The organism is Denitromonas ohlonensis (assembly GCF_007625205.1).
GTDB lineage: Bacteria > Pseudomonadota > Gammaproteobacteria > Burkholderiales > Rhodocyclaceae > Nitrogeniibacter > Nitrogeniibacter ohlonensis.
Genome location: NZ_VMNI01000007.1, coordinates 374,585 through 389,546, shown reverse-complemented (window position 1 = coordinate 389,546; position 14,962 = coordinate 374,585). Strand labels below are relative to the sequence as shown.

Annotated in this window: 11 protein-coding genes; 4 read left to right on the top strand and 7 right to left on the bottom strand. The window is 64.1% G+C overall.

What is annotated here, in order from left to right:
* Positions 1–54 precede the first annotated feature (54 nt).
* The 3 genes from FHP89_RS09040 to FHP89_RS09030 all read left to right on the top strand — a co-directional run bounded on the left by FHP89_RS09040 (position 55) and on the right by FHP89_RS09030 (position 3,580).
* Positions 55–1,653 (top strand): hypothetical protein, encoded by a 1,599-nt coding sequence (locus tag FHP89_RS09040; protein WP_144173391.1) that lies wholly within the window; start codon positions 55–57, stop codon positions 1,651–1,653.
* Between the two features lie 101 nt (positions 1,654–1,754).
* The gene (locus FHP89_RS09035; protein ID WP_144173389.1) at positions 1,755–2,675 is read left to right on the top strand and encodes a cation diffusion facilitator family transporter; all 921 of its coding nucleotides are present in this window, start codon (positions 1,755–1,757) and stop codon (positions 2,673–2,675) included.
* Between the two features lie 56 nt (positions 2,676–2,731).
* Positions 2,732–3,580 (top strand): HDOD domain-containing protein, encoded by an 849-nt coding sequence (locus tag FHP89_RS09030; protein WP_144173387.1) that lies wholly within the window; start codon positions 2,732–2,734, stop codon positions 3,578–3,580.
* Here FHP89_RS09030 and FHP89_RS09025 read toward each other — a convergent pair.
* The 7 genes from FHP89_RS09025 to FHP89_RS08995 all read right to left on the bottom strand — a co-directional run bounded on the left by FHP89_RS09025 (position 3,577) and on the right by FHP89_RS08995 (position 11,545).
* Complete coding sequence (locus tag FHP89_RS09025) at positions 3,577–4,029, bottom strand: hydrogenase maturation protease (RefSeq protein ID WP_186300184.1); 453 nt, start codon at positions 4,027–4,029, stop codon at positions 3,577–3,579. The two genes, FHP89_RS09030 and FHP89_RS09025, sit on opposite strands and share 4 nt — an antisense overlap.
* On the bottom strand, positions 4,026–5,492 hold the full coding sequence (locus FHP89_RS09020) for a Ni/Fe hydrogenase subunit alpha (protein ID WP_144173376.1): 1,467 nt from the start codon (positions 5,490–5,492) through the stop codon (positions 4,026–4,028). The genes FHP89_RS09025 and FHP89_RS09020 overlap by 4 nt, the downstream gene beginning before the upstream one ends.
* An 8-nt stretch (positions 5,493–5,500) precedes the next feature.
* Positions 5,501–6,076: an NADH-quinone oxidoreductase subunit B family protein gene (locus FHP89_RS09015; RefSeq protein ID WP_144173369.1), complete on the bottom strand. Its 576-nt coding sequence runs from the start codon at positions 6,074–6,076 to the stop codon at positions 5,501–5,503.
* Between the two features lie 49 nt (positions 6,077–6,125).
* A complete protein-coding gene (locus FHP89_RS09010) occupies positions 6,126–6,842 on the bottom strand; it encodes a 2Fe-2S iron-sulfur cluster-binding protein (protein ID WP_144173360.1) in 717 nt (238 codons plus the stop codon).
* Positions 6,839–8,644 (bottom strand): NAD(P)H-dependent oxidoreductase subunit E, encoded by a 1,806-nt coding sequence (locus tag FHP89_RS09005; protein ID WP_144173352.1) that lies wholly within the window; start codon positions 8,642–8,644, stop codon positions 6,839–6,841. The genes FHP89_RS09010 and FHP89_RS09005 overlap by 4 nt, the downstream gene beginning before the upstream one ends.
* 88 nt (positions 8,645–8,732) lie before the next feature.
* On the bottom strand, positions 8,733–10,223 hold the full coding sequence (locus tag FHP89_RS09000; RefSeq protein WP_144173350.1) for a PAS domain-containing sensor histidine kinase: 1,491 nt from the start codon (positions 10,221–10,223) through the stop codon (positions 8,733–8,735).
* A complete protein-coding gene (locus FHP89_RS08995; RefSeq protein WP_144173348.1) occupies positions 10,220–11,545 on the bottom strand; it encodes an HD-GYP domain-containing protein in 1,326 nt (441 codons plus the stop codon). The genes FHP89_RS09000 and FHP89_RS08995 overlap by 4 nt, the downstream gene beginning before the upstream one ends.
* Before the next feature lie 427 nt (positions 11,546–11,972).
* Between FHP89_RS08995 and FHP89_RS08990 the strand changes: the two genes are divergently transcribed.
* The gene (locus FHP89_RS08990) at positions 11,973–14,840 is read left to right on the top strand and encodes an adenosylcobalamin-dependent ribonucleoside-diphosphate reductase (RefSeq protein ID WP_144173346.1); all 2,868 of its coding nucleotides are present in this window, start codon (positions 11,973–11,975) and stop codon (positions 14,838–14,840) included.
* Positions 14,841–14,962: the final 122 nt, after the last annotated feature.

Sequence of the window (14,962 nt, the reverse complement as noted above, 5' to 3'; positions counted from 1 at the left end):
GCTCATCGAAATCAAGATACCCTACCCGCCCAGCTTGCCGCTGACGCCCTTCTGATGCAAATACCCCCCTTCCTGCGGTGGAACGGCCGTGTGTGGATGACCCCGCCACGCAATGGCGGGCCGGCCCATGCCGACCCGCTGGCCGAGCTTGAGCACTGGATCGGTCAGTTGCCGCCGCGCCTGCCCCTGACACGCGCGCGCATGCTCGGCACGCGGCTCAAGGCCCTGCTCGACGCCGACACCAAGGTCCGCGTCCGGCTCAAGATGCTTGAACTGGTCGACGACGCCGCCTTGCGCCTGAGCAGTGAAATCGAAGCGCAGCTGAACATGGCGTCGCTGCCCCTGTCGCGGCGCATCCACAACCCGCTCATCGCTACCCTGGGCGTCCTCAAGCTGCTCGCACAGGCGTATCTCGATCTCGCGGAACAGCTATCCAGGCGCTGGATTCGATTTACCGTCACCCGGCCACTGCGCATCGCCATCGAGCGCGGCACGCTGCTGGCCGCGCACCGGCTCTCGCTCACGCACCGCGCCTACGCCATCGGTAACTCCTCAAGTTGGCGGCACCTGTACGCCTTCCACAAACTCGCCCTACAACACGGCTTCGCCAACGAACGCCCCAACACCGGTGGCCTCGCGCTGTCCACTGCCGATCACTACGCTCAAGCGATCCTGCTGTCGGCGGCCGACCCGACCGCCATCGCGCTGGGCGATCTCGACCGTGTGCGCTTCTACTTGCAGCGCCATGTGCGCCATACGCGTTTCATGCTCGCCGGCGACGACGCCGAAGCGCTGCAGGCGCAGGCGCAAGGGCTGTATGTGCTCACCGACGGCACCCATCCACCGATCGCCTTGACCCGCTACCGGGCGCCGCTGCAGCGCACGCAATGCCTGCTCGACTGCCGTGAAATGCTCGCCAAACTGCAAGGCCAGATCGACGGCCTGCGCCTGGGCGTCGTACCCGCGCGACTCGGCCTGCCGATTGCCGCGCGTCAGCAGCGCTATGTGGCCATGCTCGAAACGCTCCACGACCACTGGGCCAACCCGCGCTCGCGCAGCCATGGTCGAACCCGATTTCTGCCACGGGCGGATCTGGTCGCCGGTTTTGCCGCCATTCGCCCCTTCGTCGCCGGCACGGCGCTGCACCGCCGTAGCGGTGAGCCGCAGCTTTCCGGCGCGCTCGCCAATCTGGCAGACCGAACCAGCGAATGGGGCATTCTCGACGAGAGCCCCGGCGGCTTCGGCTTGCGCTATCTGCGCGGTCAGGCGCAATACGTGCAGGTGGGCGAAATCATTGCGCTACGCCCCCATGAACGCGCGTCGGTGCTGATCGGCGTTACCCGCCGCATGGTTAGCCGCAAGGAAAACGAATTCGACATCGGGCTCGAAATCCTCTCCGCTTCCAGCATCCCCACGCATGTCATCCTACCCGCCAGCGGGCTCCAGCTGCGCCCGCATGTGCCGGTGCTCCTGCTGCCCAAAATGCCGTCCCTGGGCGCCCGACCGGGGCTGCTGGCGCCAATCGGCGAAGTTCCGCCGGGCACCCGCATCACGCTTCAGCAACACGGCCAGCAACTCACCCTCAAAACCGGGGTGCCACTTGAAAAGCTCTCGGGCGTCGAGATCATTCCGCTCTCCCGCGGCGACACGTAATCCTCACCGTCGCCGCGTCGGCTTGTCGACAGCGGGCGAATCCCTGACAATCCATCGATCCAACACACACGCGCGCCTTTTTCGGCCAATCGCCTCCGACCATGCACGATCACGGCCACGGCCACACTCACGGGCACCATCACGGCCAGGCCGCCAGCAGCGCGGCCCTGCTGCTCGCGCTCGGGCTGACGCTCGGCTTCTCGTTTGTCGAAGCACTTGCCGGCTGGTGGGCGAGCTCACTCGCGCTGCTGGGCGACGCCGGCCACATGCTGACCGACAGCTTCGCGTTGGGCCTGGCGGCCGTCGCCGCACGTCTGGCACAACGCCCGCCCAGCCAGCGCCTGAGCTACGGCCTGGGGCGCATGGAAGCGCTGGCGGCGCTGATCAATGGCCTGCTGATGATCGCCGTGGTGGCGGCCATCGTCTGGCATGCGGTGGAGCGCCTGCTGACCCCGCAAACGGTGGCCGGCGGCACCGTCACCGTTGTCGCACTGATCGGCCTGATCATCAACATCGCCGCGGCCTGGCTGCTCAGCCGCGGCGGCAACGACCTGAACACCCGTGCGGCGCTCCTGCATGTGATGGGCGACCTGCTCGGATCGGTCGCCGCGCTGGCCGCCGGCCTCATCATTCAATTTACCGGCTGGATGCCGATCGATCCGCTCCTGTCGGTGCTGATCTGCGGGCTGATCCTCGCCTCCACGCTGAGCCTGCTGCGACAGGTGTTCACCACCCTGCTCGAAGGCGTGCCCGAGTCGCTCTCGCTGCCCGAGGTGGGGCGAAGCATGGCGGCGGTCGATGGCATTGTGTCGGTGCATGACCTGCATATCTGGAGCCTGGGCGCCGGCCGGGTGGCGCTTTCAGCGCATGTGGTGATCACCTCGCTCACCGACTGGCCTGCCGTCCTGCCCCGCCTGCAAACCGCCCTGGCCTCGCAATTCGGGATCGAACATGCCACGCTTCAACCTGAGGTGCCACGCACCGAGCCCATTGTTTTCAAGCGAAAGCGCGGTGACGGCTAAAGATCGCCTCGCCGCGAACCGATAGAATAGGCAAGACCTGCCTTACAAGACCCCCCATGCACAGTGCCCTGGAAATCGTCGCTTCGGTGGATCGCCTCAAGAGTTTGCCGGCGGTCTATCACCGTATTCGCGCCGAACTCGAATCGCCCGAAGGCTCGCTCAACGAGGTCGCGCGCCTGGTCACCCACGACGGGGTGATCACCGGGCGCATCCTGCAAGTCGTCAACAGTCCGCTGTACGGTTTTTCAGGTCAGATCGACAGCGTCATGCGCGCCGTCCAGTTGCTCGGCATGCAGCAGGTTCATGATCTGGTGCTGGCCACGGCGGTCAGCGAAGCCTTCGACGGCGTCCACGCCGAACGCATGAACATGCGCATGTTCTGGCGGCTCAGTGTGTTGCGTGGTCTGGCCGCGCGGGTGATTGCCCGCCACTGCTCGCTGCTCGACGCCGAACGCATGTTTGTCATCGGCTTGCTCGCGGACATGGGGCATCTGGTGATGTATCTCACCGTACCGGAGTTGGCCGAGCGCGCGCAAAACGAGGCCGATGCCACCGAGCAGCCGCTGCACACCATCGAACGCCGCCTGATCGGTGCCGATTACGCCGAAGTCGGCTGCGCGCTGCTCGACAGCTGGCAACTGCCGCTGGGCTTTGCCTCGGCGGTAGGCGGTCAGCACACGCCCTGTACCGCAGGCGCCCACAATTTTGAAGCCGCCATTCTGTCGCTGGCCAACCGCGTCGCCGACGCCGACCGGCGCGGATTGTCGAGCGAAGACGCTGCCACCCGCGTCGACTCCGCCATCTGGACCCACCTCGACCTGGCGCCCAACCTGATGGGCGAGATCCGCGAAGAGGCCGAGCTCAATCTCGCCGCGGTCACCGCACTGTTCTTTTCACGCCACTAATTCACGCCACTAAGCCGCTCGGCCAGCCAGCCGCGCAGAGCACCCCACGCCGCCTCAAGCCGTTGCGCCCCTGCCGCACTGAGCGCGGCGCCCAGGCTGAAGTCCTCTCCCCGCACACTCAGCAGCCAGCTTGGCGGAAGCGCCGCGCCAATCTGCTCGCGCACGCGCAGCACTTCAGCGGGAGACAAGGCATGTGACTGCACCGCCACCGCCGCCGCGGGCGCAACGGGTGCGAGCACGATCTCTTCGGTCTGACTGAGATGCGCGTCGATGAACAGCGCGGCGTCGGCGCCGTCCAGATCCAGCGCGTTTTCAACCTGAAACTGAAAGGCATCAATCACCGTCACGCCGGGGAGTTCGAGCGCGCTCAGGCGAGCCGCCAGAGACGGCCCGATGCCGTCATCACCGCGGGCATCGTTACCGGCGGCGAGCACCACGATCCGGCTCACCCGTTTCGCACCTTCTGGTCCACGCTGGCGCCATCGGCATCGAGCAGGCGAACCTCCAGCGGCATCTTGCCGAGCGCATGGGTTGCGCAAGACAGGCAGGGGTCGTAGGCCCGGATCGCCACTTCGATGTGGTTGAGCAAGCCTTCGGTGAGTGTCTGGCCGCTGAGCTCGCGCCGCGCCACTTCGCGCACTGCGCGGTTCATCGCTTCGTTGTTGTGGGTGGTCGAGACGATCAGATTGCACCAGCGCACCAGGTCGTCGTCGCCAACCCAGTAGTGATGAATCAAGGTACCCCGCGGCGCTTCGATCACGCCCACGCCCGAGGCCGCACGCGGTCCCGCCGCCATGCGCTCGCCACCGGTCAGATCCGGGTCGGGCAGCAGATCTCGGATCACCTCCGCCGCATGCAGCATTTCGATCATGCGCGCCCAGTGGTAGGCCAGCGACGCATGCTGGATCGCGCCGCCGCTGTAGGCGCGGAAGGCCCGTCGCTCGGCCTCGGCCAGCGGTGTCGGGATGAAATCACAATTCTGCACCCGCGCCAGCGGGCCCACCTTGTACCAGCCCGCTTCAGGCCCGAGATCGGTCACATACGGAAACTTCATGTAGCTCCACGGCTTGACCGCTTCCGTGATGAAGTCCATGTAGTCGTGGCTCGGCACCGCGTCGCGCAAGACCTCGCCATCGGCGCTGCGCAGGCGCAACTGCCCGTCGTAAAGCTCCATCGCGCCATCGGCCCGCACCAGACTCATCAGCGACGAGGGCACGCAGCCAAAGCGGTCATACAGCGCCGGATCGGCCTCATGCAGACGGCGAACCAAAGCCACGGCGGCTTGTGACCACGCCACCATGGTGTCGGCCTCGGCCGTTAGCGCGTCTCGATCAGTCGCGGACAGATGCCGATTGATGCCGCCCGGCACCGCCGCCGTGCCGTGAATGCGTTTGCCCGCCGTCGCCGCGATCACCTGCTGGCCGAAACGACGCAAGCCCACGCCCTGGCGGGCGATGTCGGGATGCGCCGCGATCACCCCGGCGATATTGCGCTGAGCGGCCGGGGCATCGAAACCGAACAGCAGATCGGGCGAGGCCAGATGGAAAAAGTGCAGCGCATGACTTTGCAGGATCTGACCGTAATGCATCAGCCGGCGCATCTTGTCGGCGGTGGCCGTGACCGGCACGGCGCCGACCACGTAGTCGAGCGCCTTGGCGGCCGCCAGGTGATGGCTGACCGGACAGATGCCGCACAGGCGCTGCACGATGACCGGAATCTCCCAGTACGGCCGGCCTTCGATGAAGGCTTCAAAGCCACGAAATTCGACAATATGCAGCCGCGCTTCGTGCACCTTACCGGCCTCGTCGAGCAATAGTGTGACCTTGCCGTGGCCTTCGACCCGAGAGATGGGATCAATGGCGACCCGGCGCAGAATGTCGCGATTGGCAGCGGTTTCGAGATCAGACGACATCGGCATTCTCAATCAAAATGCAGCAGCGGATAGCTCACCCGCGGGGTGCGTCCGGCCAGCAGATCGGAGATGAACTGCCAGATGGCTTCCCCCGAAGGCGGGCAGCCGGGCAGAAAGTAATCGACCCGCACCACCTCGTGAATCGGATGCACCTTGTCCAGCGGCAGCGGCAACTCGGGATCATCGGGCACCTCGGCGGTGTCCATGCCGGGGCGGGACTGAAACACCGCACTCAAACACTGACCGACATCCAGGTGGTTGCGCTGCGCTGGCAGGCCGCCATTGATCGCGCAAGCGCCCATGGCGACCAGGGTTTTGCACTGCGCCCGGAACTCGCGCAGCACGTGCACATTCTCCGAGTTGCACACCCCGCCTTCGACCAGACCGATATCACAGGGGCCGCAGGTCTTGAGATCGGTGAGCGGCGAGCGGTCGAGCTCGACCTTGTCGAGCAGCGCGAACACATGCTCGTCGATGTCGAGCAGCGACATGTGGCAGCCAAAACAGCCGGCCAGCGACACCGTGGCTACACGGAGTTTGCGCGAGGGACTCACAGGACAGGCCTCCTTCCGCTGACGCGACATCCTCCCCAGGGGAGGTTCGCGCGCCTTTCGGGCGGCCGGGCGAGCGCGCTCATGTGTCGCCCTCCGGCTTCGGCAAAGCCACCTCGTGCAGCGGCGCGCGGTCGTAGGTGCGTTCGCCGATCGGCACGGCAAACCCCACCCGCTTCTTGAGAATGACGCCCACCGGGCAAATGCGGGCGGCCTTGTCATCGGCCGCAAAGTCGGTATCGGCCAGGCGCCCCGATTCGGCATTGACCGCGAGCTTCTTGTTGATCCCCCGTCCGGTCAGCGCAAACACCGCTTTGCCGTCCTGCTCGCGCGAGGCGCGCACGCACAGCTCGCAATAGATGCAGCGATTGAAGTCGAGCAAGACCTCCGGGTGCGAGGCGTCGACCGGCCGATCCGGAAAGAAATGACGAAAGCGCGGCGTGGTCATTTCCAGATCGTAAGCCATGGCCTGGAGCTGGCAGTCGCCGCTCTTTTCGCAGGCCGGGCAGAAATGATTGCCTTCGACAAACAGCATCTGCAGCAAGGTGCGCCGCTCGGTATTGATTTCCGGCGTATCGCTTTCAACTTCCGCCCCGGCGCGCGCTGGCGTGGCACAGGCCGACACATGCCGGCCGGCCACCTTGACCACGCACAGCTTGCAGCTGCCATGCGGCGGAAAGTCCGGGTGCCAGCACAGGTGCGGGATGTAGCGCCCCGCCGCCCGTGCGGCTTCGAGAATCATCTGGCCGTCGTCGAAAGGCACGCTCTGGCCGTCCAGCAGAAAGGTCGACCGGCTCATCGGCTCGCCTCCGGTTGTTGCGGCAAATGCGCGCCGGCGTCATCGCGACCAGTAATCTGCCGCGCGCGGCGCAGCGCACCATCGAGATCAAACGCAGGCGAAAAGTCAGCATGCATCAGATGGCGCTCATACGCCGGCCGAAACTTCTGCAAGCCGTCGATCACCGGATTGGGCGCCGCGCTGCCCAGGCCGCAGTGGCTGGCCTGCTTGAGCAAGCGGTCGAGGTCTTCAATTTCGAGCAGGTCGGCCGGGCTGCCCTTGCCCTCAGCGAGCTTGTCCAGCGTGCCCGCGAGCAAGGACGTGCCCACCCGGCACGGCGTACAAAAGCCACAGGACTCATGCGCAAAGAAGCGCACGAAGTTGTGCGCCACCTCGAACATGTCGCGGGTGTCGTTGAATACCATGAAGGCACCGGCAGTGGGTACATCTTCAAAGGCCACACGGCGACCGAACTCGTAGGGTGCCAGCGTGATGCCAGCCGCGCCGCCCACCTGCACCGCCAGCGTATCGCTCGCGCCGCAGGCGTCGAGCACCTGCCGCACCGTGACACCAAAGGGGAATTCGTAGATGCCCGGCCGCGCGCAATCGCCCGACACCGACAGCAGCTTGGTGCCCGCCGATTGCGCCGTGCCGGTGGCCGCAAACGCGGCACCGCCGTGCAGCGCGATCAGGCAGCATTTGGCCAGCGTCTCGACGTTGTTCACCACGGTCGGCAGGCCAAGATAGCCGTGCGTGACCGGGAACGGCGGGCGGATCCGCGGCGTGCCCCGCTTGCCTTCGAGCGATTCGAGCAAGGCGGTTTCTTCGCCGCAAACATAGGCACCCGCGCCGAGGTGAATTTCGATATCGAAGTCGAATCCGGCCACGCCGCCAATTGACGCACCCAGCCAACCCTCAGCACGTCGCCGGGCGAGTGTGGCTTCAAGCGCCGGGCGCAGATTGAGATATTCGCCACGCAAGTACAGAAAGCCGCGCCGAGCGCCCACGGCCCACGCCGCCAGCGTCATGCCTTCGAACACGAGATCGGCATGCGCATCGAGCAACACACGATCCTTGAAGGTGCCGGGCTCGCCTTCATCGGCGTTGCATACCACAATCTTTTCCGTCGCCGGGGCATTGCGGCAGGCGAGCCATTTAACGGCGGTGGTAAAACCCGCCCCACCGCGCCCACGCAAACGCGAGGCCTGCATCTGACTCAACCACGCGTCACGCCCCACCGCGATAGCCGCCCGCAAGGCATCGCCCGGCAGTGCCGTACAGGACAGCAACGCATCGCGCTGGTGAATATTTTTTTCGAACTGGAACAGCTCGACGGGCCAGGCGTCGAGGGCAAGCTTCTGACGGATGAGTTCGCAAATGATGTCGATGCGGTCTTCGTTCAGTGCGGCGATCGCGCGGCCATTGACCAGCATCGCCGGTCCCTGATCGCCCAGGCCGGTGCACGAGGTGACATCGACACTGACCAATCCATCTTCGGACACCTGCCCCGGCGCCAGCCACAGGCTATGGCACAGCCGCGCCATCAAGGCCTCGCTGCCGCACATGCGATCGATGATGTTGTCGGAGAACAGCAAACGGTACTGTCCGACGGGCTCGGCATGCAGAAAGCTGTAAAAGCCGACAACCCCCTCCACGCGGGCGCGCGGCAGATCCAGGGCCGCGGCCAGGGTGGTGAGCGCCTCCGGTGGCAACCAGTTTTCATGTTCCTGCAGTGCGATCAGCATCTGCAGGAGGTACTCAGGTCGTCTGCCGAATCGCGTCAGCGTTTCGTCGACGCGCTGAGCCCACGCTCCCAAGGCCATAAAAAAATCCTCGCGACATCGTAGACTTCATGGTGCGCCCCAGCGCCATGACATTCGTTGACCCCGCGCAAAACCGGGCACTCAAGGGTCAATCAGACACAGGTGTTTCTTGTTTGAGGCAGACGCTGAAGGAAAAACGGGCCCCCTTGCCGACCACACTATCCACTTCGATCTGACCGTTCATCAACTCGCACAGCATGCGACAAATGGGCAGTCCGAGTCCGGTGCCGCCCTGCGGTCGGGTTGATGACATGTCGACCTGTGAGAACGGCGTAAAGATCAGACGCTGATCGCTGGGTGCGATACCGATGCCGGTGTCGCTCACGTCTACCGCCAGACGGAAAGTCCCGACGCGATCGCCGAGCATTGACGGGGCGCGGCCCGCAGTCACCGAGATCTTGCCGGCCGGGGTGAACTTGAAGGCGTTGCCAATCAGGTTGATCAGAATCTGGCGCAAACGCCCGAGATCTCCGACCAGCCGTCTGGGCACCTCATCGCTCACCGAGTACTCAAATACCACCCCGGTATCATGCTCCTGGCTGGCAAACAGCCGACCCAGCACCTCGAACATGTCGCGCACCGAGAACGGACCTTCGGTGAGGGTCAGCTTGCGTGCGTCGATCTTGGCGTAATCCAGAATGTCATCGATGATCGCCAGCAAGGCCTCGCCACTGCTGCGCACGGTATCGACGCAGTTGCGCTGCTCGGCGTCGAGCGTTGTCGCTTCGAGCAAGCTGGCCATGCCAATGATGCCGTTCATGGGGGTCCGGATTTCATGCGACATCATCGCCAGAAATTCGCTCTTGGCGCGATTGGCCGCCTCGGCCGCATCCCGCGCCAGCACCAACTCGCTCGCCGCCCGCTGACGAGAGGTGGCGTCGGAAAAGCAGAACACGCGACCAATCACCTGGTGGCGATGACGCGCCGGACGCGAAACGCATTCAAAGCTGCGACCATCCTTGAGTGTGAACACATCGAAGGTCTCGTCCGACGAATCGCACTGACCGAAGCGTCCGCCGAGGCGAAAGCCGTCGTCTTTCATGGCAGCGCACATGGCTTTGAGCAGGGCGGCGTCATCCTGTTCGTGCAGCAACTGCTCGGAAATCGGCCACAAGCGCGCCAGCCGCTGATTCATGCCGACGACGCCGCCGGCTCGATCGAGCATCAGAATGCCGTCAGCGCTTGCCTCGAGAATTGCCCGCAGTTGAGCGCTTGAGTCGCCGAAGGGCGCATCGCCGCTCGGTGCGGCATCGACCTCACGGGCCCGGACAACCAATGCATCCTCGGCCCGCGCGATGCTCTGCACCACGGCCAATGAACTTCCGTCGGCACATTGATACAGGCCTTCGGCATCGGTCAGCTTGCCAGCGCCACCGGCCTGCACCTCGTTCCAGAAACACACATCCGCCAGCCCTCGGGCCAGCGCAATGATCGGTGTGCCGGCCAGCGCCTTCACCGAGTAGCCAAGACGCGCCGCCGCGGCACGATTGGCGCTTCTTACCGTCAGGGTTTGCGCGTTGATCACCAACAACATATCCGAACTGGCGCTGAGCATCAGGTCGGCATCAGATCGATTCATGCGACCTCCTGAAGGCTCGTGCTATCCGCGTCGATATCGACTTCCGTATCAAAGAAATAGGCAATTCGGGTTCGCGGGCTGAGGTAGTCGTGCACCGCCCGTGGCAGATCGCCGGGGCGCATCGCCTTGGCGATGTTGATCTCGGGCACTTGCGACAAATTCAGCAAGCCCGCCTCATCCTTGGGCATGTCGGGTTGATACAGCATCACCCCCGGGCGCAAAGGCGCTTTTGAATTGACCGACACCACCATGCCGAGGCGGTCATCTGACAACGCAACGACCGTGCCCGGCGGATACACCCCGAGCTGCCGAACGAGTGCTTGCAGCACGCGCCCCTCAAAGCGGCCACGCCGCTGAGTGAACAGAATGGACAAGGCCTCGTAGGGCGTCAAAGCGCGCTGGACGTCAACCGGATTGCACAGGTCGTCGTACTCGTTGACCAAGGCCACCACGCGCGCCAGCGGGTGAATACGATCCGCGCTCACGCCTTTGGGATAGCCACTGCCGTCCCACGCCTCGTGGTGTTGCCCAATCACCGCCAGCACCGCGGGCGGAAGGCCGATCTGGTGGCCGCGTTTGACCCCGTATTCGCAGTGCAGCTTGCGCAATTCGACTTCCGCATGGGTCAGTGCATCGCGCTTTTTGGCCACACGATCCGGAATCTCCGCCAGGCCAATATCGTGCAACATGGCGCCAAGGCCAAGCAGCTGCATTTGCTCACCCGGCACGTCGAGCTGACGCGCCAGCAACAGACTCATGACCGCGGTGTTCAATTCGTGGCTATAGGTTTCTTCGCCGCCAATGCGATCCGCCATGGCATGAATGGTGATTTCCGGCGCGGCCAGCAGTGTCGACGCCATCTCGCCAAACACTTCGTTCAGCGCCGCCAGGCTCTCGGCGGGTCGGGCAATCAGATTCCGGTTGGCCTCGCGTACCATCCGACCCGTCTGTAGAAATGCGCGATCAACACGAGCCATGCGCATCCGCCGTGCGGCGTGTCGCTCGCGGCGTCGCTGACGGGCGGCTTCGTCTGGGTCCGGTACCAACGCGTCCGGGACATCGGCAACTGCCGGTGGCATGGAATCGGACGAAGCACTCGATGCCGGCGCGGGCACATCGCTGCGCGCGGGATCAAACCGGAACCGCTCGACACCCAGCTCACGCAACTGCGCGATCTGCCCTTCGGTCTTGATCTTGAATCGATCAAACGCAAAAGGGTGTCGGAACCATGGCAAATCGACAAACACAAATAGACCAATGCTGAGCGCGTCGGCATTGACGTACGAAACCGCTTCGTCCTTTGTCAGTTCTTCAGGAGCCATTCTTATTGATCGGTCTGTGACGAACAAAAAAATGAGCGACGGCGCGTTCACGACAAGCACACGAATCGCCCTCTGCGGACCTTAACGACCCGTGCCGCCGATTCTTGAGCCGCGCAAACTCACATTCGGCAGTTTTCTGATGCCCGCCGACAAGGCACCGACATATCGGCTGAAACACACGAAAAAAGCTGTACGCCGACATCAAGGCATCCCGCCAAACGCCTGATTTTTATTGATTTTGCCTTGCACAAGCGCGCCGCATGGACTACTACATGTAGTATGTGACAAAAGATTTAACGCACAACAGAAAACATCAAGTCACTGTTTTTATTGATTTTTTTATTCTTTGCGTTTACGGAAACTTCCGGTTATTCTGAACGCCGTTTTAACCGTGACACGAACACGCTTTGAGGGAAGAGACAACAACATGAGCAAGGCTACCTCCACACCAAAAAAAGCCGTCGCCGACGCATCCACGCTTATCGCGCAAGAGATTTCCGGTGAAGTGCTGATTGAAAAATACGCCAAGGGCGACGAGCAGAGCGTCGAGGCGGTTCGCCGCCGCGTGGCGCGCGCGCTCGCCAGCATCGAAACCGAAGAAAAACGCAGCCACTGGGAAGCGAAGTTTTACGAGGCCCAGGAAAAAGGCTTTATCCCGGCCGGCCGCATCAACTCCGCCGCCGGCACCAACCTGCAGGCCACGCTGATCAACTGCTTCGTGCAGCCGGTGGGCGACTCGGTCACCGAGTCCGTCGATGGCCGCCCCGGCATCTACACCGCGCTGGCCCAGGCTGCCGAAACCATGCGCCGCGGTGGCGGTGTGGGCTACGACTTCTCCAGCATTCGCCCCAAGGGCGCGCTGGTGAAGGGCACGCAGTCCAACGCCTCGGGCCCCGTGTCCTACATGCGCGTGTTCGACCGCTCCTGCGAGACGGTCGAGTCCGCCGGTGCCCGCCGCGGCGCCCAGATGGGCGTGCTGCGCTGCGACCACCCGGATATCGAAGAATTCATCCACGCCAAGGATGAAGGCGACCTGACCAACTTCAACATCTCGCTCGGCGTGACCGACGACTTCATGAAGGCCGTCGAAGCCGACGGCGACGTGGAACTGGCGCACAAGGCCGAGCCGACCGAAGAGATCAAGGAAGCCGGCGCCTACCAGCGCGAAGACGGCCAGTGGGTGTACCGCAAGGTGCGCGCCCGCGTGCTGTGGGAACAGGTCATGCGCTCGACCTACGACCACGCCGAGCCGGGCATCCTGTTCCTCGATCGCATCAACCGCGACAACAACCTGTACTACTGCGAAACCATCGAGGCGACCAACCCCTGCGCCGAGCAGCCGCTGCCGCCCTATGGTTGCTGCTGCCTGGGTTCGATCAACCTCACGCCCTTCGTCAACAACGCATTGACCGACAAGGCCGAGTTCGACTTCGACGGCTTCGGCAAAGTCGTGGCCATCTCCACCCGCATGCTCGACAACGTGCTCGAAACCACGCACTGGCCGCTTCAACAACAGTACGAAGAAGCCCAGTCGAAACGCCGCGTTGGTCTCGGCTTCACCGGCCTGGGCAACACCCTGGCCATGCTCGGCCTGCGCTACGACACCCGCGAAGCCTGCGCCATGGCCACCCGCATCTCCGAGTTCATGCGCGATCAGGCCTACCTGGCCTCGGTCGAGCTGGCCAAGGAACGCGGCGCCTTTAAGCTGTTCAATGCCGACCTGTATCTGTCGGGCGGCAACTTCGCCTCGCGCCTGCCCACCAAAGTGAAGGACGAGATTCGCAAGCACGGCATCCGCAACTCGCACCTGCTGTCGATCGCCCCCACCGGCACCATTTCGCTCGCCTTTGCCGACAACGCCTCCAACGGCATCGAGCCGCCCTTCTCCTACACCTACACCCGCCGCAAGCGGATGGCCGACGGCACCTTCAAGGAATACGCCGTCGAAGACTACGCATGGCGTCTGTACAAGCACATCGGCGGCGATGTCGAGAAACTGCCCAAGGCCTTTGTCACCGCGCTGGAAATCTCCGCCAAAGCGCACAAGGACATGGTCGCCGCGGTCGCGCCCTACATCGACACGTCCATCTCCAAAACGGTGAACGTGCCGGCCGACTACCCCTACGCCGACTTCGAGCACCTCTACGTCGAGGCCTGGAAAGCCGGCCTCAAGGGCCTGGCCACCTACCGCCCCAACTCGGTGCTGGGCTCCGTCCTGTCCGTCACCCCGAGCAGCGAAAAGAAAGCCCCGCACGACGTCGAGATCACCGACGCCAACCGCCGCCTCTCCATCAAGAGCCTGCCGGCGCCGGTGCTGTCGTCCCTGCGCTGGCCCGGCCGCCCCGAGCTGCCCGACGGCAACGCCGCCTGGACCTACATGCTGGCCACCCCGCAAGGCGAGTTCGGCCTGTTCGTCGGCCACATGGAAAACAACGGTCAGGGCAGCTTCCCGTTCGAAGTCTGGGTCAACGGCGCAGACCAGCCGCGTGGCCTCGGCGCCGTCGCCAAGACGCTGTCGATGGACATGCGTACCAACGACCGCGGCTGGCTCAAGCTCAAGCTCGAAACCCTCTCGCGCACCATCGGCGAGAAGTCCTTCGAAATGGCCTTCCCCCCGCATGGCGAGAAAAAGCTGGTGCCGGGCGCCGTTGCCGCCTTTGCGCAAGTGGTGAGCTATCGCTGCGAAAAACTCGGCGCGCTTGACGTCGAAGGCCCCACCCCGGTGCTCGACTCCCTGTTCAGCCTGCAAGAGCCCAAAACCGGCACCGACGGCACGCTGTCCTGGACGGTCGACATCCAGAACCCCGCCACCGGCGAAGACTTCGTCCTCGGCATCAAGGAAATCACCCTGCCCGACGGCGTCACCCGCCCCTACTCCATGTGGCTCTCGGGCAACTACCCCCGCGCCCTCGACGGCCTCGGCCGCATCCTGTCGCTCGACATGCGCGTCATGGACCCGGCCTGGATCGGCATGAAACTGCGCAAGCTGCTCAACTACCCCGAGCCGCTGGGCGATTTCATGGCCTTCGTGCCCGGCTCGCGCAAGCAGCAGAACTACCCCTCGACGGTGGCCTACCTCGGCCAGCTCATCATCCATCGCTACGCCATGCTCGGCGTCCTCGACGAGCGCGGCTACCCGGTCCAGGAAATGGGCCTGCTCGAAGCCCCGCGCGACGACAGCGAACCCAAGCTCATGCAAGGCTCGCTCTGCCCCGAATGCGGCAATCACTCCATGATCCGCAAAGACGGCTGCGACTTCTGCACCGCCTGCGGCGCAGTGGGGACTTGCGGTTGAGTTGAGGATTTAGAAGCGGTCGGTGGTGAAGGCTGCCACCGTACCGGATTGACGGAGAAAGGCCCGGCTTCGTGACGAAGCTGGGCCTTTTCTGCTTTCTGCGCCTTTGCAGTGCGTCTACC